At 70.6% G+C, this 19,690-nt stretch carries 18 protein-coding genes; 9 read left to right on the top strand and 9 right to left on the bottom strand.

What is annotated here, in order from left to right:
• The first annotated feature begins 82 nt into the window (after window positions 1-82).
• The 7 genes from AF335_RS02765 (at window position 83) to AF335_RS02740 (ending at window position 8,197) form a co-directional block, all read left to right on the top strand.
• Complete coding sequence (locus tag AF335_RS02765; RefSeq protein ID WP_102916617.1) at window positions 83-1,210, top strand: nitronate monooxygenase; 1,128 nt, start codon at window positions 83-85, stop codon at window positions 1,208-1,210.
• The gene (locus tag AF335_RS02760) at window positions 1,207-1,959 is read left to right on the top strand and encodes a 16S rRNA (uracil(1498)-N(3))-methyltransferase (protein WP_102916616.1); all 753 of its coding nucleotides are present in this window, start codon (window positions 1,207-1,209) and stop codon (window positions 1,957-1,959) included. The genes AF335_RS02765 and AF335_RS02760 overlap by 4 nt, the downstream gene beginning before the upstream one ends.
• Before the next feature lie 371 nt (window positions 1,960-2,330).
• The gene (locus tag AF335_RS02755) at window positions 2,331-2,699 is read left to right on the top strand and encodes a hypothetical protein (protein WP_102916615.1); all 369 of its coding nucleotides are present in this window, start codon (window positions 2,331-2,333) and stop codon (window positions 2,697-2,699) included.
• Window positions 2,696-6,979 carry a DUF6531 domain-containing protein gene (locus tag AF335_RS02750; RefSeq protein ID WP_102916614.1) on the top strand — a complete coding sequence of 1,428 codons (4,284 nt, stop codon included), beginning with the start codon at window positions 2,696-2,698 and terminating at the stop codon, window positions 6,977-6,979. Before AF335_RS02755 ends, AF335_RS02750 begins: the two co-directional genes overlap by 4 nt.
• 59 nt (window positions 6,980-7,038) lie before the next feature.
• Window positions 7,039-7,401, top strand: a complete 363-nt coding sequence (locus AF335_RS33895) for a hypothetical protein (RefSeq protein WP_146045408.1) — start codon at window positions 7,039-7,041, stop codon at window positions 7,399-7,401.
• Window positions 7,402-7,490: 89 nt separating this feature from the next.
• Window positions 7,491-7,838 (top strand): hypothetical protein, encoded by a 348-nt coding sequence (locus AF335_RS02745; protein ID WP_102916613.1) that lies wholly within the window; start codon window positions 7,491-7,493, stop codon window positions 7,836-7,838.
• Window positions 7,838-8,197, top strand: a complete 360-nt coding sequence (locus tag AF335_RS02740; protein ID WP_146045407.1) for a hypothetical protein — start codon at window positions 7,838-7,840, stop codon at window positions 8,195-8,197. Before AF335_RS02745 ends, AF335_RS02740 begins: the two co-directional genes overlap by 1 nt.
• Before the next feature lie 5 nt (window positions 8,198-8,202).
• On the opposite strand, the gene AF335_RS02735 is transcribed toward AF335_RS02740, so the two are convergent.
• Window positions 8,203-8,400, bottom strand: coding sequence for a DUF397 domain-containing protein (locus AF335_RS02735; RefSeq protein WP_102916611.1), 198 nt, complete (start codon window positions 8,398-8,400; stop codon window positions 8,203-8,205).
• A 10-nt stretch (window positions 8,401-8,410) separates the two neighbouring features.
• Complete coding sequence (locus AF335_RS02730; RefSeq protein WP_102916610.1) at window positions 8,411-9,262, bottom strand: helix-turn-helix domain-containing protein; 852 nt, start codon at window positions 9,260-9,262, stop codon at window positions 8,411-8,413.
• 156 nt (window positions 9,263-9,418) lie between these two features.
• On the opposite strand from AF335_RS02730, the gene AF335_RS02725 reads away from it, so the two are divergent.
• Window positions 9,419-10,021, top strand: a complete 603-nt coding sequence (locus tag AF335_RS02725; protein WP_311775554.1) for an ATP-binding protein — start codon at window positions 9,419-9,421, stop codon at window positions 10,019-10,021.
• Window positions 10,018-10,248 carry a DUF6255 family natural product biosynthesis protein gene (locus AF335_RS02720; protein ID WP_102916609.1) on the top strand — a complete coding sequence of 77 codons (231 nt, stop codon included), beginning with the start codon at window positions 10,018-10,020 and terminating at the stop codon, window positions 10,246-10,248. Before AF335_RS02725 ends, AF335_RS02720 begins: the two co-directional genes overlap by 4 nt.
• Here AF335_RS02720 and AF335_RS02715 read toward each other — a convergent pair.
• The 7 genes from AF335_RS02715 to AF335_RS02685 form a co-directional block, all read right to left on the bottom strand.
• Entirely contained in the window at window positions 10,229-10,687 is a 459-nt protein-coding gene (locus AF335_RS02715) for a ribonuclease domain-containing protein (protein WP_170127563.1), read from the bottom strand. The two genes, AF335_RS02720 and AF335_RS02715, sit on opposite strands and share 20 nt — an antisense overlap.
• 61 nt (window positions 10,688-10,748) lie before the next feature.
• Window positions 10,749-11,027, bottom strand: a complete 279-nt coding sequence (locus AF335_RS02710) for a hypothetical protein (protein WP_146045406.1) — start codon at window positions 11,025-11,027, stop codon at window positions 10,749-10,751.
• Window positions 11,028-11,056: 29 nt separating this feature from the next.
• Window positions 11,057-12,235, bottom strand: coding sequence for a DUF1266 domain-containing protein (locus AF335_RS36105; protein WP_146045405.1), 1,179 nt, complete (start codon window positions 12,233-12,235; stop codon window positions 11,057-11,059).
• A 230-nt stretch (window positions 12,236-12,465) separates the two neighbouring features.
• The gene (locus AF335_RS02700; RefSeq protein ID WP_102916606.1) at window positions 12,466-14,946 is read right to left on the bottom strand and encodes a galactose oxidase family protein; all 2,481 of its coding nucleotides are present in this window, start codon (window positions 14,944-14,946) and stop codon (window positions 12,466-12,468) included.
• Window positions 14,934-16,262: a glycosyltransferase gene (locus tag AF335_RS02695; protein ID WP_376697786.1), complete on the bottom strand. Its 1,329-nt coding sequence runs from the start codon at window positions 16,260-16,262 to the stop codon at window positions 14,934-14,936. The genes AF335_RS02700 and AF335_RS02695 overlap by 13 nt, the downstream gene beginning before the upstream one ends.
• A 266-nt stretch (window positions 16,263-16,528) precedes the next feature.
• A complete protein-coding gene (locus tag AF335_RS02690) occupies window positions 16,529-18,169 on the bottom strand; it encodes an ArnT family glycosyltransferase (protein ID WP_102916604.1) in 1,641 nt (546 codons plus the stop codon).
• On the bottom strand, window positions 18,166-19,422 hold the full coding sequence (locus AF335_RS02685) for a glycosyltransferase (protein WP_102916603.1): 1,257 nt from the start codon (window positions 19,420-19,422) through the stop codon (window positions 18,166-18,168). Before AF335_RS02685 ends, AF335_RS02690 begins: the two co-directional genes overlap by 4 nt.
• Window positions 19,423-19,690 lie beyond the last annotated feature (268 nt).

Raw genomic sequence — 19,690 nt, 5'->3', positions numbered from 1 at the left:
CGCCTCCCGCCCGGCCGGGGTCGGCGTGTCCCCCCGGGCGTGACACGATGTGGTCATGGCCTTTGAATCCAGGGGAGCCACCATGCCGACCGGCCTGTACCGGCACCCGATCGTGCAGGCCCCCATGGCGGGCGGCCCCTCCTGCCCGGCGCTCGCCGCGGCCGTCTCCGACGCCGGCGGCCTCGGCTTCCTGGCGGCCGGTTACAAGACCCCCGCGGCGATGTACGAGGAGATCAAGCAGCTCCGGGCCCGTACCACCGCCCCCTTCGGCGTGAACCTCTTCATGCCCCAGCCCGCCGCGGCGGACCCGGCCGCCGTCGAGGTCTACGCCGAGCAGCTGGCCGGCGAGTCCGCCTGGTACGGCACGCCCCTCGGCGACACCGACGGCCCGTGCGACGACGCGTACGACGCCAAGGTGGCCATCCTCCTGGAGGACCCCGTACCGCTGGTCTCCTTCACCTTCGGCTGCCCGGACCGCGCGGTCGTGGCGGCGCTGGCCGCCGTCGGCACGGTCACCGTCGTGACCGTCACCTCCGTAGCCGAGGCGCGGGCCGCGCACGCCGCGGGCGCCGACGCCTTGTGCGTCCAGGGCGTGGAGGCCGGCGGTCACCAGGGCACCCACCGCGACGACCCGCACCTGGACGGCACCGGCGCGGGCGTGGGCCTGCTGACGCTGCTGGCCGAGATCGGCGAGGCCGTGGACCTTCCCATGATCGCCGCGGGCGGTCTGATGCGGGGCGCCCAGATCGCGGCCGTGCTCGCGGCCGGCGCCGTCGCGGCGCAGCTCGGCACGGCGTTCGTGCCCTGCCCCGAGTCCGGGGCCCACGCCCTGCACAAGCGGGCCCTGACCGACCCCGAACCGGTCTTCACCGGCACCGAACTGACCCGCGCCTTCTCGGGCCGCCCGGCCCGTGGCCTGGTGAACCGTTTCCTCCGGGAGCACGGCCCGTACGCCCCCGCGGCGTACCCTCAGGTCCACTACCTGACCTCCGGTCTGCGCAAGGCGGCCGCGGCGGCGGGCGACCCGCAGGGAATGAACCTCTGGGCGGGCCAGGGCCACCGGCTGTCCCGGGAGCTCCCGGCGGCGCGCCTGGTGGAGGTGCTGGCCGCCGAACTGGAGGCGGCGCGCGGGCCGTCGGCCCGGGGCGAGGGGTACGGAATCGCCGGGCAGGGCGAGCGAAGCGGTACGAAGCGAGGGAGCGAGTCATGACAGCGCCGGTGTTCCTGGTCGAGGAGGGCGCCCTCACGGGCGTCTTCCCCGGCACGGTCTTCCCGCTCTCCGGCCCCGAGGGCCGCCACGCCGTGTCGGTGCGCCGGCTGCGGGTGGGCGAGGAGATCGTCCTGACGGACGGCGAGGGCACGGGCGCGTTCGGCACCGTGGCCGCCGTCGAGGGCAAGGACCGGCTGGACGTCGCGGTCACGTCCGTCCGCTCCGAGCCGCTGCCGGAGCCGCACATCACGGTCGTCCAGGCGCTGCCGAAGGGCGACCGCGGCGAGCTGGCGGTGGAGACGATGACCGAGACGGGCGTCGACGCGATCGTCCCGTGGGCGGCGTCGCGCTGCATCACGCAGTGGAAGGGCGAGCGGGCTGCCAAGTCGCTGGGCAAGTGGCGTGCGACGGCGCGTGAGGCGGGCAAGCAGTCGCGGCGGCTGAGGTTCCCGCCGGTCTCCGAGCAGTTGACGACCAAACAGGTCGCCACGCTGCTGGCGGACGCGGCGTTCGCGGCCGTGCTGCACGAGGAGGGCTCCAGCGCCCCGCTGGCCACGGCGGAGCTCCCGGCGACGGGAAACATCGTCCTCGTCGTCGGCCCCGAGGGCGGTGTCTCCCCCGAGGAGCTCGCGGCCTTCGCGGAGGCGGGCGCGAAGCCGTACCGCCTGGGCCCGAGCGTCCTGCGGACGTCGACGGCGGGCACGGCGGCGACGGCCCTGCTGCTGGGCCGGACGGGCCGCTGGTCGTAGGGCCGCGGGCGGTGGCCGGGGGACGACGCGCGCGACGGGAGCCCGGGCCGACCGTGGGCCTGGCCACATACCGGCTCAGCAGGCCGATTCCGGGCATGGACTGGTCATGCCGCACCTTCGTTCCCGGGACTACGAGCGCATGCTCGACCTCGCCGTGACCGTACTCGGGAGCAACGCCCCGAAGTGCTCCGGCACCTGACGGCGGGGCACCTGCTCGAACACGTTCGGCGCCCCTCTCCCTTTCCGCCCGCCGCCGGGCATGGCGCGTCCCGGGAACCCCATCGAATTGACGTGCGATTATGTGGCGTCGGTGTGTTGCTCGGTAACGAGTGCCGCCCGATGCGACGGACGCGAGACCCCGGGGAGAGGCGATGGGCGACAGCCCTGGCGACGGCAAGGTACTCGACATCAAGACGGCGGACCTGAAGTCGGCGGCTCCCGTCTTCCACGAACAGGCCGTCAAGCTGGGCGAAGCGCTCACCAAACTCGTCACCACCCTTGACGGCCTCGGCGAGCCGTGGGGGAAGGACGACGCCGTCAAGGAGTTCGCCACCGAGTACCCCAAGAACCAGAAGGCGATCGAGCAGGCGACCGGCACGCTGATCCTGGGCCTGGTCAGCATCCACGAGGCGATGGTCGACATGGCGGACGGCCATGTCGACAACGACGCCCTGATCGCAGGCATGTTCAACAAGAAGGACCCCAAGGGCGCCGGCGACCACGGCAAGGGCACCAAGTGAGCGTCGCGGAAGAGGCCAAGAACGTCCTCGAGAAGCTCGGTCTCGAATGGCCGGACGGTGACCCGGGCAAGCTGCGGAAGGCCGCGGCCGCCTGGAAGACGTTCGCCGAAAGTGTGGAGAAGATCCGCACGCCCGTGAACAACGCGGCGACCACCCTCATCCACAACAACAAGGGTGAGGCGATCGAAGCCTTCGAGGTCTTCTGGTCCCGCTATGCGGCCAAGGGGGGGAAGGGCTGGCTGCACGACATACCCAAGGCCGCGAAGGAGCTGGCCGACGCGCTTGAGCAGCTCGCGAACGCCATCGAGGACGCGACCAACAAGCTCTGGACCGAGCTGGGCATCCAGGCCGGCGTCATCATGGCCGGTGTCGGCCTGGCCTGGCTCACCTTCGGGCTCTCGACAGCTGCCTCCGCGACCGCCGCAGCGGCGGTCATCGAGCTCGGCGCCGTGGTGGGCGTCAGCATCTCCACCGTCGTGGCCGATGTGGTCGCGGCGACGGTCATCTCGGCGGCGTTCAGCGGGGTGGAGTCCGTCACCGTCAACCTCGCCGTCGCTCAGTCGATCAAGATCGGCACGGGCCTCCAGCACGGTGTGAGCCTGGACGACATCAACCAGGCCGCCAAGGACGGCATGATCTACGGCGGTACCTTCGGCGGCTTCGGGGCCATGGCGAGGAACAGCGTCAAGGTCGGCGGCTGGGGCCCGCTGCTCAGGGGCGCCCGCCCCAACCTGCTCGAAGAGGCCGCGCTGGCCCGCACCCCGTCGAACGTCAAGGCGTGCCTGGACCCGATCGACGTCGCGACCGGGGCGATGCTGCTGCCCCAGACCGATGTCACGCTTCCCGGAGCGCTGCCGCTGGTCCTCGAACGCACCCATCTGTCCTCGAACCGGGCGGGCGGCTGGTTCGGCCCCACCTGGGCCTCCACGTTCGACGAGCGGATCCAGCTCGACGCCGAAGGCGTGGTCTTCGTCGCGGCCGACGGCATGCGCCTGGTCTACCCCGTGCCGACGCCGGGCGAGACGATCCTGCCGAAGAAGGGCCCCCGCCTCGCCCTGGAATGGGACGGCAGGCCCGACGGCGTCTTCACACTGACCGACCCGGCCACCGGCGTCGTACGAACCTTCGGCAGCCCGGCCCCCACGGACGTCCCCGGCGCCGTCCAGTTGCCGCTGGACAGCCTGCACGACCGCAACGGCGCGCGCATCGACATCGAGCGCACGGCGAACGGTGTCCCCACCGCCGTGCGCCACTCCGGCGGTTACTACGTCGCCGTCGAGACCGAAGAGGCGCGCATCACGGCGCTGCGCCTGCTGGAAGAGGCCCCGTCACCGTACGAGCGGCCGTGGGCGACCGGCGGCGGCACGGTCCTGGTCCGCTACGGCTACGACGGCGAGGGAAACCTCACGGATGTCATCAACTCCAGCGGCAACCCCCTCCGCTTCACCTATGACGCCGAAGGCCGAATAACGTCCTGGACGGACCGCAACGACTCCTCGTACGGCTACTTCTACGACGAGCGCGGCCGCGTCGTCCGCACCGAGGGCAGCGGCGGATTCCTCTCCGGCGGCCTCGCCTACGACGACGAGACGCGCACGACGACGGTCACGGACTCCCTGGGCAACCGGCAGACGTTCCGGCACAACTCCGACGCTCTTGTCGTCGAGGAGACCGACGCGCTCGGCCACACCACGCTGACGGAGTGGGACGAGCGCGGCGAGAACCGCCTCTCGGTGACCGATCCGCTGGGCCGTACGACGCGCTACGCGTACGACGAGGCGGGGAACCTCGCCCGGGTCGTCCTTCCCGACGGCAGCACGGGCACGGCGGTCCACAACGATCTGTGCCGGCCGGTCGAGGTCACCGAACCTGGTGGGACGGTCTGGCGGCACACGTACGACGAGCGGGGCAATCCGCTCACCACCACGGACCCCGCCGGGGCGGAGACCCGCTACGGCTACGACGAACGGGGCCACCTGGCTTCGGTCACCGACGCGCTGGGCCATACCCAGCAAGTCGCTTGCGACCCCGCCGGGCTGCCCCTGGTCCTCACGGACCCACTCGGCCACCGCACGACGGTCCGGCGCGACGCCTTCGGCCGGATCGCGGAGACGACCGATCCGCTCGGCCGCACGACACGGATGACCTGGACCCCCGAGGGGAAGCCGAGCCGCCGGGAACACCCCGACGGCACGAGCGAGAGCTGGATCTGGGACGGCGAGGGCAACCTCCTCTCACACACGGACCCCGCGGGCAACACCACCACGTACACGGCGGGCCACTTCGACCTCCCTTCGTCCCGCACGGACCCCGACGGGGCGACCTACCTCTTCGGCTACGACACGGGGCTCCGGCTGTCCCAGGTCACCAATCCGGAGGGGCTGACGTGGTCGTACGAGTACGACGCGGCGGGCCGGCTGGTGTCGGAGACGGACTTCAACGGCCGTACGCTCACCTACTCCCTCGACGCGGTCGGCGGCCTCGTCGCGCGCACGAACGGCACGGGCCAGACCGTGCGCTTCACGCGCGATTCCCTGGGACGTACGACCGAGCAGCGCGACGAGACGGACAGAGCGGCGGCCTTCGAGTACGACGCGTCGGGCAGTCTGATCCGCGCGGCGAACCCGGACGCCGAGATCGTCTACGAGCGGGATGCCCTCGGGCAGGTGCTGTCGGAGACGGTCAACGGCCGCACGATGGCCTTCACCTACGATGCGCTGGGCCGCCGGACCCGGCGGGTCACCCCGTCCGGCCTCGCCTCGGAATGGGCGTACGACGCGGCGGGCCGTCCGACGGAGCTGCGCGCCGACGCCGGGACACTGACCTTCGCCTACGACGCGGCGGGCCGCGAGACGGAACGTCGGCTGGGTGACGGCATCGCCCTCACCCAGGACTGGGACGCTACAGGCCGCCTCATACGACAGGCCGTACGGGCCGGGGAAAGCCTCCTCCAGCACCGCGAGTACGCGTACCGCGAGGACGGCTACCTCCGGGAGATCCGCGAACTCACTTCGGGCACCCGCCGCTTCGACCTCGACCCCGTCGGCCGCGTCACGACGGTCAGGGCCCATGGCTGGACCGAGCGGTACGCCTATGACACGGCGGGCAACCTCACCCGCGCGGTGGCACCGGCACACGCGGCCCCCGGCGAGCGCGAGTTCGAGGGCACCCTCATCCGCCGCGCGGGCCGGACGACGTACGAGCACGACGCCCAGGGCCGGCTGACCCGGAAGGTCCGCAAGCTCCTCAATGGCAAGAAGCACACGTGGACCTACGCCTGGGACGCGGACGACCGCCTGACGGAAGCGGTGAACCCGGAGGGCGAGCGATGGCGGTATGTGTACGACCCGCTCGGGCGCCGAATAGCGAAGGAACGTGTCGCCCTGGAGGGCGACTCGCCCACGGACCGTACGGACTTCTCCTGGGATGACACGAGGGTCGCAGAGCAGACGGGCTCGGACGGCGCCGTCACGACCTGGGACTACGCCCCGGGCACCCACCGGCCGCTGACGCAGACGAACCACCGGCCGCTGGTCCGCGCGTCGGGCAAGTCGCTGATCGAGGGTTTCGCCGAGAGCGTGGGTGACGGGTGTACGCCTCGGTTCCACGCTGTGGTCACGGACGGGGCCGGCACCCCGACGGAGCTCCTGACGGCCGCCGGAGCCCTGGCGTGGCAGCACCGCACCGCTCTGTGGGGCACCCGCCTGCCCGCCCCGGCGGACGGCGAGGTGGACTGCCCCCTCCGCTTCCCGGGTCAGTACGCCGATCCCGAAACGGGCCTTAACTACAACTACTTCCGGTACTACGACCCGGAGAATGCTTGTTATGTCAGTCTTGACCCCCTGGGGCTCGTACCCGCACCGAACCCGAATGCGTATGTGCATAATGTCGGTGCCCAGTCAGACCCTCTAGGTCTGGCACCCTGTGGTGATGTCGCGGAAGTTGACCCGAGAAAGCTTGACTACCTTTTCAATAAGAACATCAAGCAGGATACGCACAACTCTCCTCGAGCCCTGCAGAATGAGTTGCAGTTGCGCCGTATCGGTGTGAATGATACGCCCGAGATGCGAGAATACGTTACGCAACATCTGAAGGAGGCTGCTAATCAAAAATTCGACTCGACCTTTAAGAAAGAATGGGATGGTGGAGGGGGTGAGTTCGGCGTGACTCGCTCAGTCGTGCATGGTCCTATAGGTGCACTGAGTGTGGAGAGCACCTGGCAGATAATGCCTGACGGGACTCGGAGATTCTCTACAGCCATCTTCCGAGGCGGGAAGTAGTAGTCCTTGGACTGCCGGTGCAGGGATGGGCTGGTCCGATTTGGTGTGGCGAAATACTGATGGGAGTTGTGATGGGTGGAGCGCTTCGAATTCCGGAAGACGATGATGTCCTGCAAGCGATCGGCGTCTCCCCTGAGATCCAGCCCGATGGTGACGTGCGGGAAGTTTGCCTGTCGGACGAGGCGGGTGGTGAACTGAGGCTGTCTTACGACCCTGTGGGGCGGTCTGTTCGGACTCGTTGGCTACGTGATGGCGAAGTGATTCTGGATCTTTTCAGGGAGGGGGCTGTGAGTGTTGATATCCGCTCGGAAGGGAAAGACGTCTATTTCGCTATCGAATTCATGGGTGATGGATGGTCCGGGCGAATGAATGTTGCAGTGTTTCCGACTATTTCAATCAAGGACAAGTTCCTCCTTGTTTGAATCCTCGCAGAGCGGTCTATCAAGTGCGGCGGCTAGGACGAGGCCGCGCTCGGGGACCAGGTCCCGTCCTAGTAGAGAGCTGGGGACAGATGGACGTACTGTCTGCGGCGGAGCTTCCTGGCGGGTTCGCCTACCCGAAGGGGTTTCTTCGGGCGGTCGAATCCGGTCTGGTCGGGCTTGAGCCGTGGTGGCTCCTGGAGGGAGAGAACCTCCGGGTCCGCGCGGTCGGGATTCGCGAGCGTTTCCCCGAACGTCGGCTCGTGCCCTTCGCCCGGCGTGAGGACAACGACGACGTGGCGTGCTGGGATCTTGCCGGTGGTGTGGTGTGCGTGATCCACGATTTCGCCGCTCCTGGTTGGGAGAACCGGCGCGAATTCGCCGACTTCTACGCGTGGTTGCGCGCGGCCCTGGAGGACTTCATGGAGTTCGAGCAGTGATGGACGGCGCCACGGAGTGGCTTCCCGGGGACGAAGAGGAGTGCGTGCTTCTCAACGCCCGGGAGATGTCGCCGCTGTGGTCCGTCCTGGCCGACTGGACCGACAGCGAGGACGAAGCCGAGTGGGTGGCTGTCGCGCCCGTCTTCGCTGAGATCATCGAGCGCTGGGACAAGGCCGGGTACGTGTGCGTCTATCGCGGTGACGAGTGGCCGGCTCATGAGGGTGGGGAGCGTGTCACCGGCGAGGCGCTTGAGGCGCTGCTTCGGCTCCCGTCCACATGGGAGTACCGGGAGGGGCCGCCGGTGATCGGCCTGTTCCCCGGCAGGGAGGTGGCTTTCGAGCCGTATGAAAGCTGGTGAACGGGTCAGCCCTGGTTTGGGGTGAGCATGCCGGTTTTTATGCGGGATATGAGAGGCCGGAGTCTGTGCGGGGTCGTCGTGAGGATCGTTTCGGGGGCTTCGCTTTCGCGGAGGTGGATCGTTCCCGTTGGGGCGGCGGCCAGGTAGACGCAGGCGGATGCCGCCTCGCTGTACGTCGACTTCTGCCAGTGGACGGTACTCATGACCTTCCCTTCAGAGGGCATGTGCGATGCGGCTGATCAGATCGCGTGACGGCGCCGGTGCGAGGGCGATGTCCTGCATGCGGTCCAGCATCAGGCGGTACCTCTCAAGCTGAGGCGCCGCGTCGAGGGTGTCTCCGCCGTGGCCGGTGTCGAGCTGAACGGTATCCAGCTGCGGTACGGGGCCGTACAGGTAGTCGACTCCGTGGCCCGAGACCGGGAACGAGGTGCCGTCGAACGGGATGACCGCCAGGGTGATGTGCGGGTGCTCGCTCATGGCGACGAGGTGCGCGAGTTGTGCCGCAGCCGTCTCCGGTCCGCCGAACTGCATTCTCAGTGCGGCCTCGTGGATGATCGCCGTGTAGGACGGGGGATCCTCGCGGAAGAGGACCTCCTGCCGTTTGATCCGGTGGGACACCCTGTGCTCGACCTCATGAGGCTTGAGCGTGGGGACGAACTCACGGAAGATCGCGCGGGCGTGCTCAGGTGTCTGGAGGAGGCCCGGCACGGTGATGACCTGGGTGACGCGCAGAGCAGCGGCGTGATGTTCGGCCTCGGCGAGATCGAGAAGGCTGACCGGAAGTAAGTCCTGGTAGTGGTCCCACCAGCCGCGTCGGCGTTCTCCCGCCATGACGACCAGTGCCTCGACGAGCGCTTCGTCCGTGCAGTGGTAGTTACTCGCCATAGCGCGCACGCGGTCGCCGCTGACGCCTACGCGGCCGGTCTCGATGTTGCTGATCTGGGCCTGACTGGTGCCGAGCAGTCGGCCTGCCTCGGTCGAGGACGTTCCGGCGGCTTCGCGGAGCTTGCGCAGTTCGCTGCCGAGGCGGAGCTGCCGGGATGTCGAGCTCTTTCTGACGGGCACGTTCTCTCCTCGTTCGTACACGCTGAGCACTCGTCGCCCGTACGGGTACTCAAGTGAGTTATACGCCCAGTTCGGCGAATAACTTATACATCTGGCGATACGGTGTGGCGCACGCCACTGCACGTGGCTCAACTCCACTCTTCGCCAGGAGACTTCATGGCCACCGTATCCGCGCCGCCGCCCTGGACGTACACCCTCGAACTGCCGCACGACCCCCGCGCGCCCGGGATCGCCCGGGCCACCCTGCGGGCCGTGCTCGACGGGCATGGCATGGGGGAACTCTCCGACACCGCCGAGCTGTTGGCCTCCGAGCTTGTCACCAACGCCTACGAGCACACCGACGGGCCCTCGTCGCTGAGGCTGCGGGGGCTGGAGGGGCGGTGGATTCGGGTGAGCGTGTGGGACAGCAGTCCCGACGTGCCGGGTTTCTTCGGTGCGGAGGAGGCCGGTCTCGAAGCCGGGCGGGGGCTGCTCCTCGTGCGGCGGTGTGCCAGTACGTGGGGGAGTCACCGCTTCGACCCCGAGCGGTTCGGGGCCGTTGGTGGCAAGACGCTGTGGTTCGAGCTCTCGGCCCCGGCGGGAGAGCCGCGCGGTTCCTCGTCCGTCTCGCCCCTCGGGTGCGGCGAGTGCGTCCACCTCGACGCCGAGCGACGGCGGCTCGTCGCCGACGAGGGCGGTGAGAAGGCCGTCGACGCCGGGATCGCCGTGCGCAGGCACTTCCGTAGCGCCCATCTCCTCCCGAAGGGAGCGGTCTGGTGATCGCCCGGGTGCTACGGAGCTGCGCGCACCGGTTCGGGCGGAGCAGCGCCCGGGGCGAGTCCCGCTGCGGCGACTGCGGGACGCGGCGGTTCACCGGCTACGCGGCGCTGCTCCTCCCCGAGGCCCCTTGGGCCGTCACCCTGAGCGCCCCCGAACGGTGGGCCGCCGATCGCTCGGCCGCCGGGAACATCGCCGCGGGCGCCCGCCTTACTCGCAACCGGACGTGATCTTCCTGAAGTTGGCGTAGTGGTCACCCGTGTACCAAACGGTGTGCGCCGTCTCGTCCCGGACGACGCGTTCCGCGTCGCGGCGTGCGCCCGGCCGTCGCGGGTTGACGTCGTATTCGCGGTAATGGCCCGTCTTCGGGAGGTCGCCGCCGAGGTTGCGGTAGACGTTGCTGCCGCGGATGACGAGGGCGGTACCCGGGACCGGGTAGTCCTTGGCCCGTGGTGCCGTCGGCCAGGTCAGGTCCTTCCAGGTGTCGCACGCCTTCCCCACCTGGGCCGGGAACTTCTCGACCGGCCATGGCGGGTCGTATACACCACCGGGAAGGACGGTCGCGGCCGGCACCGTCGGGTCGGGCGTGACGGTCAGCAGCGGGATGCCGGCGAACGTCAGGAACAGGGCGCCGGTGACCGCGGGCGAACATCTGAGGAAAGCTCTCACGCCTGATCAACGGGGATCACGATCCCGCGATACGCGGAGTCACCCGTATGCCCGGGGCCCCTCACATACGGTGGGAGAACAGTACGCTCCCCGCCAGCGCCATGAGCAGACCGGACGGGATCAGGATCACCCCCAGGAACCGCAGATACCCGGCCGTACCGAAGAACGGTACGAACACCGGGTCCAGACGGCCGTTCGCCTGGTGGATGAGTTCGAGCTTCTTGTAATTGCGTGCCACCTTGCGGGTCACCACGCCCCGGATGTTGAAGGCGATGGCGATGCCGAAGGCCACCGCCGCGACGCCGGCCACGATGAAGAGGATGTCGATCATTATGGGCATCAGGGGATCGTAGCCCCGTAACCGCGCCCCTACGCCTCCCGCCACCCCACCGTCCGCCAAGGGCTCCCCTCATCCCTCGTCAGCAGCCGGTGCGGCTCCAGCACCGCCGTGTACCACTCCCCGAACTCCTCCGTGTCGAAGCGGAGTACCCGCCCCAGCGCGTACCCCGCCGAGAAGTCCTCCCACGAGTCGTACGCCTCGCGGCACGCGGCGCCCGCGCGGAGGATCGCGCCCTCGGCCGCCTCCGCCGGGCACAGCCGGGCGCTCAGGCCCCAGCGGGCGAAGCCGACCGCGCGGCCGTAGTCGTAGCCGACGGCGCTGCGGACGTAGCCGTCCGGCGGGAGGAGGCCGTCGGCGCGGAAGCGGGCCTCGTAGCGGAGGATGCGGCCGATGACCTCCTGTACGGCGGCGCCCGCCTCCGCCGGGGCCGCCATCTCGTCGAGGACGGCCGTGCAGGCGCGGCGCCACGCCTCCGCGCCGAGCGTGGCGGCGTCCCGGGAGAGCTCGCGGCGGACGCGGAGGGCGAGTTCGGGTTCCGGAGGGCTGTTGCGGGCGGCCAGCAGGGCGTTCATTTGGCGCTGCCACTCCTGGGGCGTCCCGGTTCCCCAGACGTCCCGGAGCAGGTGGACGTCCCGCTCGTAGTCGCGGTAGACGTCACCGATCTCGTTCCACAGCACGCCGTTGGTCACCGACAGGTGCGCCCCGCAGGCCAGGGCGTGGGCGAGCGGGCCCGACCGGGGGCCCGTCAGCTTGGTGAGCACGGCCGGGGGGTGCTCCACCCCGGCCTCCCGCGCCGCCTTACGCCACCCGCGGCGGTCCCACGCACGGGCCCGCAGCCGCATACCGGAGGGGGAGCCCGGGTTCACATAGAGGGAGAAGCGGGCGTCCGGCCAGTGCTCGGCGAGGTCCTCCAGCGTCCGGCACGCGGCCACCCACCCCGCGCGGCGGGGCAGCCGTTCCCCGGCGGTGCAGACGGTGACGCACCAGTTCCCCAGCTCGTCCTCCATGGTCCGCCAGTGCCGGGGGCCGCCCGCGTCGACCTCGTCCTTCGACTGGTACAGGTAGAGGTCGGTCTCCGTCAGGATCCGCAGATAGCCCTTCTCGTCGTCGGCGAGCGAGGCGTCCCGCAACCTCCGCTCCAACTCGGTCGGGGGCTGCCAGGGCCGGCGCGCCGCCAGCGCGCGTGTTCTCGGAGGTGTCGACGTCACCGGGACACCCTAGGACCCGGGTGCCCCTCGGTACGCGGGCGCCCCCGGCCTCCGAGGAGGGCCGGGGGCACCCGCCCGGGCGCGTCGGCCTCAGCCGCCGGGCGTACGTTCCTTTCCGGCGACCTCAGCCGTTGGCGCGTACGTTCCTCTCCGGCAGCCTCAGCCGCAGACACGTACGTTCACCCGCGCAACCAGCCGTCGGCGCATACGTTCCCCGTTCCCCCGCGACCTCACCCGCACGCCCGCCCGTTCCGGTCCGGATCCAGCCCCAGCGGGTCGTCCTTGCCGTTCACCCGCAGGTTCTTGTAGCCGTGCGAGGACAGCCACGCGCACCGGGCCGCCGTCGTCGCCGGCACCGACTTCGGGAACTTCGTCGGCACGCACACGTTCTCCGTGCCGTAGTGGCGGTCGCAGCCGGCGACCTGCGTGCCGACCTCGGCCGACGCGTGCTTCTCCGCCGGCTTCCGCGCCGCCGCCCGGGGCATCCCGTGCGCGAAGTCGTGGACCATCGGCCCGGCCGCCGGAGCCATCGCCTCCGGACCGCCCAGGTGGACCCAGGTGGCCACGGACGGGACACCGGCCGCGTCGACCGCGTACAGCATGTACCAGCCGGGCGGCGCCAGATTGGGGTTGCTGGTGACGTTGAGGTCGATGGTGGTGCCGTCCGCGCCGACCGTCATCGGCAGGTCGACGAAGCGCTGGTTGGGGTCGGAGGAGTGGGTGACGGCCGCCGGGCGGATCAGCTCGGCCTTGACGACCGGCCGGTCCACCGTGACGCGCTGGGTGCTCGCGTACTGCCACTTGTCCGAGGCGACCGAGGTGATCTGGGGCCGCGCGCCCTTGTAGAGGTACGGCGGGGTGTAGATCGACACATGGTCGTCGAACGAGCCGTTGCCGGGGTTGTCGCCGACCGCCATCACCCTGCCGTCCGGCAGCAGGAACGCGGACGAGTGGTACGTGCGCGGGATCGGGTCCGTGGCCAGGCCCGGCTGGAAGGTGTCGCCCGCCGGGTTGAACATCGACGCCTCGAACACCGGATCCGCCCGGTCGTGCAGCCCGCCCCCGGTCTCCAGCACCTTGCCGTCGGGCATCAGCACCGCCGACACGTACATCTTGCCCTGCGCGCCCGTCTCCGGCTTCGGCCCCTGGCCCTGGTCCACGGTGCCCTGCGGGATCAGCGGCCCCGGCGCGTACCGCGGCGCGGGCTTCTTGAGGTCGATGACGTCGGTGAGGCGGTTGCCCTCGGGGTTGGTGTTGACGTTCCCGCCGCCCATGGTCAGCACGCGCTGGTCCTGCGCCGGCGGCAGCAGCACGCTCGCCGACTGGTCGCGGTGGTCCTTGTCCTGGAGGCCGGGGGCGTCGGTGACGGTGTTCCGGTCGTAGTCGTAGACCGACGCGCCCGTGCCCGGGGTGCCGTTGCCGAAGACATGGCTGCCGGAGTAGAAGAGCCGCCCGTCCTGCATGAGGATCATGGACGGGTAGAGGCCCCAGTACGACCAGGTCTGGTTCACCTGGCCCGCCGGCAGCCACTTCTGCTGCTCCTGGCTGAACCGCTCGGCCGTCACACTGCCCGTGGAGTCCTCGCGCAGCCCGCCGAACGTGATCACGTCGCCGTTGCCGAGCAGTGTGGCGGAGGGGTACCAGTGGCCGTCGTTGAGGTCGTTGGTCCTGGTGTACGTCTCGGACGACGGGTCGAAGAGATAGCTGTCCTTGAAGCCCTCGTAGCCGTGGCTGCCGTCCGCCGCCGGGTACGCCTTGTTGCCGCTCATGATCAGCACACGGCCGTCGGACAGCTGGACGTGACCCGCGCAGAACATGTCGACGGGCGTCGGGATCGTCTTCATCCCGCCCGTCCTCGGGTCGTACACCGCCGAGGTGAAGGTGCCCGCCTTGAAGAGCTCCGGGTCGTTGCCGGAACCGGCGACCAGCAGCACCTTGCCGTTGTGGAGGACGACCGAGTGCATACTGCGCACCGGGTTCCTGAACGGCATCACCGCCCAACTCCCCTTGGTGCAGGCGTCGCCCGCCGTGCACACGTCGCCGGGGGCCGGCTGGGTGGCGTCCTCCATGGCGAAGTCGTCGGTGGTGACATTGCCCGTGCCGTAGACGGAGACGCCCCAGGTGATCTGGTCCGTGCCGGGCGGCACCACGGGCGTACGGACCTCCGCGCGCGCGTAGCCGCCGCTGACCGGAAGGGTCTTGAGGTCCGTCCAGTACTGCCAGCCGTTCTTCACATCGTGCCGGAAGACGGTGACGGAGACGTCCGGAGTGGTGCTCTTGTACCAGAGCGACAGGTCGTACTGATGGGACGGCGTCACCGAGGGCGCACAGGAGGTGTCCTCCAGCATCAGCGCCTTCCGGTCACCGCTGACCCGCCGGGTCAGGGTGACGGACATGGCCTTCTTCCCGCTGTGGGCGTCGTCCGTCGTGGCGTACGCGAAGTCGTTGTCGCCCCAGCCCGACTTCTCCCAGCAGGTCGGCTCCCCACCGGTCCGTAAGGTCTCGAAACCGGGGTTGACGATCAGATTCGAACCGGCCCGCGCCGGGCCCGGCGCGGACAGCAGCAGGCCGAAGGAGGCGGTGGAGGCGAGCAGCGTCGCGGCGGCGATACGGGCCCGTCGCGCCCGCCGGGCGCGGGCGGCCGGCCCGCCGGTGAGCGGCGGTGGCGGCGGTGGTGGCTCGGCGGGCGCCGAGGGCGTCAGCGGTGGCATGTGCGGGTCCCTTCCCCACGGTCCCCGGCCGTGGCGCGCCGGCGCCGTGCGGTCCCGTGGCGGTGCTTGCGGTGCTTGTTCTCGGCGCCGCCCTTGCCGGGCCGCGCCGATGTGCTCTTACGGGGCAGGTAGACGAGGGCCTCCGTGGCCGCGAAGCGCAGCACGAAGGTGGTGAGCAGGGCGGCCGCCGTGGCGGGCAGCACCCCGAGGCGGAGCGAGCCCACGAAGAAGGCGATCAGCGGGATGCGCAGCAGCAGATCGGCGTTGGCGAGCAGCGCGAAGCGGCCGACCCGGTCCGCCCAGTGGCGGTGCCGCCGCCGGTCGCGGAACAGCAGCACCTCGATGAGCAGGAAGTTCCACAGCACGCCGAACTGGTTGGCGACGATCTCCGCCGGGAGGTAGTGCAGCCCGGCGGTGGTCAGCAGCTGGAGTCCCAGCAGGTTCGGCAGGAAGCCCGTGAGGCCGATGAGGCCGAAGAGAAGCATCCGGGCCACGGAGGACGCCGTGCGCAGCGCGGCGAGATGGCCGAGGAAGCGCAGGCCCTCGCGGGCCGTGGACTTCGACTCGCCCGCGAAGCGGTCCTGGAAGGCGAAGGGCAGTTCGGTGACGACGGCCGGCCGGCAGCGTACGGCCAGCTCCAGCAGGATCTTGTAGCCGAGCGGCCGGAGCGTGTCGGCGCCGGCCCGCGCGACGGCCTCGCGGCGGATCGCGAAGAACCCGCTCATCGGGTCGCTGACGCCCTTCAGCAGGCGGGGGAAGGCGCCCTTGGCCAGCCAGGTCGCGGCGCGCGAGACCGCGACGCGGTGGCCGCCGGCCAGCCCGGCGCGGCTGCCCCCGGGCCGGTAACGGCTGGCGACGACCAGGTCGGCGCCCTCCCGCAGCCCCGCCTCGACGAGGTCGGGGACGAGGGCGGGCGGGTGCTGGAGGTCGCCGTCCATCACCACGAACCAGCCGGGCTCCGGCGCGCCGCCGCGCAGCCCGCCCCGCATGCCCTCGACGACCGCGCCACCGAGCCCTCCGACGGGTTCTCGGCGGTGGATGACGGAGACGGGGTACGGGCACGAGCGCGCCGCCTCCCGGATGGCCTCCACGGTGTCGTCGGTGCTGTCGTCGACGAAGAGGACGTCGCAGGGGAAGCGGGCGGGGAGCGCCTCGGTGAGGCGCCGCAGGAATTCGCGGACGTTCGCCGACTCGTTGAAGGTGGGCACGATGACGGTGACGGTCGCGGCGCCGGTACCGGGGGCCCGTGTGCGCGTGGGGGAGGGGAACGCGGCCGGAAGGCCGGATTCCGATTCCGAAAGTCTGGAGTCCGTCAGGGGACGGGAGCCTGTCAGGGGACGGGAGTCCGTCAGGGGGTGGGAGTCCGCCGGGATGCCGCGACCCGGCGCGAAACCGGGATCGGCAGGGTGGGCCGCGCCGGCCGGGAAGCCCGTACCGGCAGGGTGGCTCGTACCGGCCGGGAAGCCCGTGTCAGCGGGATGGCCCGTGTCGGCCGGGTGGCCCGTACCGGCCGGCAGCCCCGCCCCCGTCCCCGTGTGCGCCTCCGTCCCCGGCGGCGACGCGCGATAGTCCCGGGAGATCGTCATCGCGCCGCCTCCGTGATCCGCCGGATCTCGATGCGGTCCGACCCGCGCCCGAACACCGCGACCGTCCGCGAGTGCTCCAGCGCCCCCTGGACGACCGGCAGATGGGCCGCGTCGCGCCGCACGGCGGGCGAGGCGACCACATAGTCCAGGTCGCGCCAGCCGTCCGGCAGGCTGCGGGCGACGGCCGGGTCGAGGTCGGCCTTGTAGAACCAGATGGCGCCCGTGCCCGGGGTGTAGCCGGCGTGCACGAGGTCGAGCCAGATCGCGTCGTCGGCGAGGACGCGCGTACGGGCCGGGTCCGCGACCCGGTCCCGGTCGCGCAGCCAGGACGTCGCGGCGCGGTAGGGGGAGTTGACGTCGGTGGTGACGGCGGCGCGGTCCCCGTCGTACCAGCGCGGCACGGTGTACGCCGCGGCCGCCCCGGTCAGCAGGACCACCGCGGTCCAGCGGGCGGGGTACCAGCGGCGCCGGAAACCCGGCCGGGTGCGCAGTGTCTTCCCGGTGACGGCCGCGGCGAGCCCGGCCAGGGACAGGGCCAGGAAGGGCAGCGCCTGGATGACGTACATCGCCGGGAGGTAGCCGGAGGGGCGCAGGGCGACGACCGCGAGGATCAGCACGGCGAGCGCGGGCCCGGCCAGCGCGCGGGCGGTCACGGAGCGGCGGGCGAGGAGCGTCAGCGCCACCGCGGCGGCCAGGCCGCCGAGCGGCAGCACCCGGTCGTAGTACAGCCAGGCGCCCAGCACCTGGTGGGCGGCGGAACCGGGGGCGAGCAGGAAGCCCGAACCGGCCCGGCTCATCTGGTAGACGGCGCCGTCGACGAGCGAGACGTGCCCGGGACCGGGGAACAGCTCGTGGTTGAGGAGCGCGAGCAGCGGATAGGCCAGGCCGATCAGCACACAGGCGGTCACCGCGCCCGTCACCGCGAACTTGCGGGTGTCGCGGTGGGTGTGGCGCCACATCGTCACCAGCAGCGCCGGCAGGACGACCAGGATGGTCTCCTTCGACAGCACGGCCACGGCGGCCGCGACGCCGGCCCCGAAGTGGTGCCACAGGTGCCTGCGCGGGGAGGCGGCCAGGCAGAAGGCCAGCAGCGTCCACATCACGGCGATGTTGTCGAGGAAGATCTCCCGCTGGAGGACGACCGACAGCGGGGACAGCCCGAAGAGGAGCATGGCGAGCCCCGCCGCCCAGAGCGGCAGGCCGAGCCGCCGCCCCAGCACGTACACCAGCACCGCGCTCACCGCAGTCACCAGCAGCATCGCGCCGCGCATCGGGGCGACGGTGAGGAGATCGGGCGCCATGACCGAGGGGAGCCAGGTCAGGGCGGCGATCTGCAGCCAGCCCAGCGGCGGGTGGTCGTACCAGTAGGTGTAGTGGGCGAGGCCCTTGCCCTGCTGGACGGCCCACGCCTGGGCGAGGTACGTGCCCTCGTCGTCGCTGAGGTTGGGGTAGCCGGTGATGTTCCAGCCCTGGACGAGCAGGACCGCGATCAGTAGCAGCCCGCAGAGCGCGAGGTCCGGGCGGGAGCGGCGCAGCCGCAGCACGCGCCGGGGCGTGACCGGGGTGCCGCGCCCCGGCGGGACGGGCCGGTAGAGGGTGCCGGTGCGGGCCCGGGCGGTGGGGAGGAACGTGGTCATGAGGTCACGTCCTCACGGGTGAGGTGCGCGCCGACGTGCCGGGTGAGCTCCCATTCGTTGCGGCCGCGCTGCTCCCGCCAGACCGCGCGGACGGCGGCCCCGGCGAGGAGGAACTGGTAGAAGGGCCCTCCGGCGATGAGCTTGAGGTAGTGGACCAGGCGGATCCGGAACCCGTACTGCTTGCCGAAGTCGTGCAGGCCGACGATCTCGAAGACGAAGGTGATGAAGGCGGTCACGGCCGGCAGGAACGTCAGCACGGCGACGTGGACGGGTACGTGCAGGAGGAACGTCACAAGGACGTTGAGCGGGATGACGATCCCGGTGAACGCCTGGAAGAAGGGGGTCATCAGGGTGTAGCGGGCGAGCATCCGCTGTCCCAGGGTCGGCAGCCGGAGCCAGTCGCGTTTGCGGTAGACCTGGATGAAGCCCTGGTTCCAGCGGGTGCGCTGTTTGAGCAGGCTCATCAGGGAGCCGGGCGTCTCCTCGCGGGTGACCATCTCCGCGTCGTACGCGACGACGACGCGCTTGCCCCTGCTGGACAGCCGTACGCCCAGGTCGCAGTCCTCGGCCAGGCATTCGGGGTCCCAGCCGCCGGCCTCGCGCAGCACGTCGGTGCGGACGAAGACGGTGTTGCCGCCGAGCGGGATGAAGCCCTTCAGGGCGTGCAGGTGCAGCCGGCTGCGGAACCAGAAGAAGTACTCCAGGCAGTTGCGCAGGCTGTACCAGTTGGAGTGGAAGTTGATCAACTGGACGCCGCCCTGCACCACATCGGCGCCGGTGCTGCGGAAGGCGTGGTCGACATGGCTGAGCAGCGCCGGGTGCACCTGGTCCTCGGCGTCGAAGACCCCGACGACCTCGCCCAGGCAGTGCGGCAGGGCGGTGTTCAGGGCCTTCGGCTTGTTCTTCGCGGCGTGGGTGTCGGTGATCACCCGCACCCGGTTGGGCGCGGCGGCCGCGACCCGCTCGGCGACCTCGGCCGTGCCCGGGTCGTCGTGGCCGACGATGACGAGGATCTCGAAACGGGTGTGGGTGGAGAGCAGCAGGCGTCTGACGGTGTGTTCGAGGACGGCCTGCTCATGGCGGGCCGGGACGAGCAGGGAGAAGGTCAGCGTGCCGTGGCCGCTCGGGCGCTCGAAACGGGTGGCCGCGAGCGTCTCGGGCGTGCGCCAGGCGTGCATCTGCCACCAGAGCGTGAAGGCGGCCATCCAGAAGAGCGTCAGCGAAACGACGCAGACCAGTACCGACGTGAGCACAGAAGTCCCCCCTAGGACCCACAAATAGGACGCGCGGGACGGCGCGCTACGGCAGCGCGAAGTCGGCCATCGGTCATACGGCCGCCGAGCCCCCCGGCGGCCGCTGTGTGGCGTGCCCCCTCACGCGACTCCCCAGTGCGCGTGTGCCTCCCCTTCGCTGGAGAGCGTAAGGGGGGAAGATGAAACGCAGGTGCTTAATTGATAAATCCCGTGTTTCCGAACTTACAGACGAGTAACGGCAGTTGGGTGGTGAAAGGGTCACAGGGGC

Source organism: Streptomyces eurocidicus (assembly GCF_002891295.1).
In the GTDB taxonomy this organism is placed as follows: domain Bacteria; phylum Actinomycetota; class Actinomycetes; order Streptomycetales; family Streptomycetaceae; genus Streptomyces; species Streptomyces eurocidicus.
This window is presented reverse-complemented; position numbering and strand designations above follow the sequence as displayed.

Excerpts from the sequence above, each read along its gene's own strand:
- AF335_RS02765 (WP_102916617.1), top strand. The coding sequence starts at position 83 with ATGCCGACCGGCCTGTACCGGCACCCGATCGTGCAGGCCCCCATGGCG.
- AF335_RS02760 (WP_102916616.1), top strand. The coding sequence starts at position 1,207 with ATGACAGCGCCGGTGTTCCTGGTCGAGGAGGGCGCCCTCACGGGCGTC.
- AF335_RS02755 (WP_102916615.1), top strand. The coding sequence starts at position 2,331 with ATGGGCGACAGCCCTGGCGACGGCAAGGTACTCGACATCAAGACGGCG.
- AF335_RS33895 (WP_146045408.1), top strand. The coding sequence starts at position 7,039 with ATGGGAGTTGTGATGGGTGGAGCGCTTCGAATTCCGGAAGACGATGAT.
- AF335_RS02745 (WP_102916613.1), top strand. The coding sequence starts at position 7,491 with ATGGACGTACTGTCTGCGGCGGAGCTTCCTGGCGGGTTCGCCTACCCG.
- AF335_RS02740 (WP_146045407.1), top strand. The coding sequence starts at position 7,838 with ATGGACGGCGCCACGGAGTGGCTTCCCGGGGACGAAGAGGAGTGCGTG.
- AF335_RS02735 (WP_102916611.1), bottom strand. The coding sequence starts at position 8,400 with ATGAGTACCGTCCACTGGCAGAAGTCGACGTACAGCGAGGCGGCATCC.
- AF335_RS02725 (WP_311775554.1), top strand. The coding sequence starts at position 9,419 with ATGGCCACCGTATCCGCGCCGCCGCCCTGGACGTACACCCTCGAACTG.
- AF335_RS02710 (WP_146045406.1), bottom strand. The coding sequence starts at position 11,027 with ATGCCCATAATGATCGACATCCTCTTCATCGTGGCCGGCGTCGCGGCG.
- AF335_RS02700 (WP_102916606.1), bottom strand. The coding sequence starts at position 14,946 with ATGCCACCGCTGACGCCCTCGGCGCCCGCCGAGCCACCACCGCCGCCA.
- AF335_RS02690 (WP_102916604.1), bottom strand. The coding sequence starts at position 18,169 with ATGACCACGTTCCTCCCCACCGCCCGGGCCCGCACCGGCACCCTCTAC.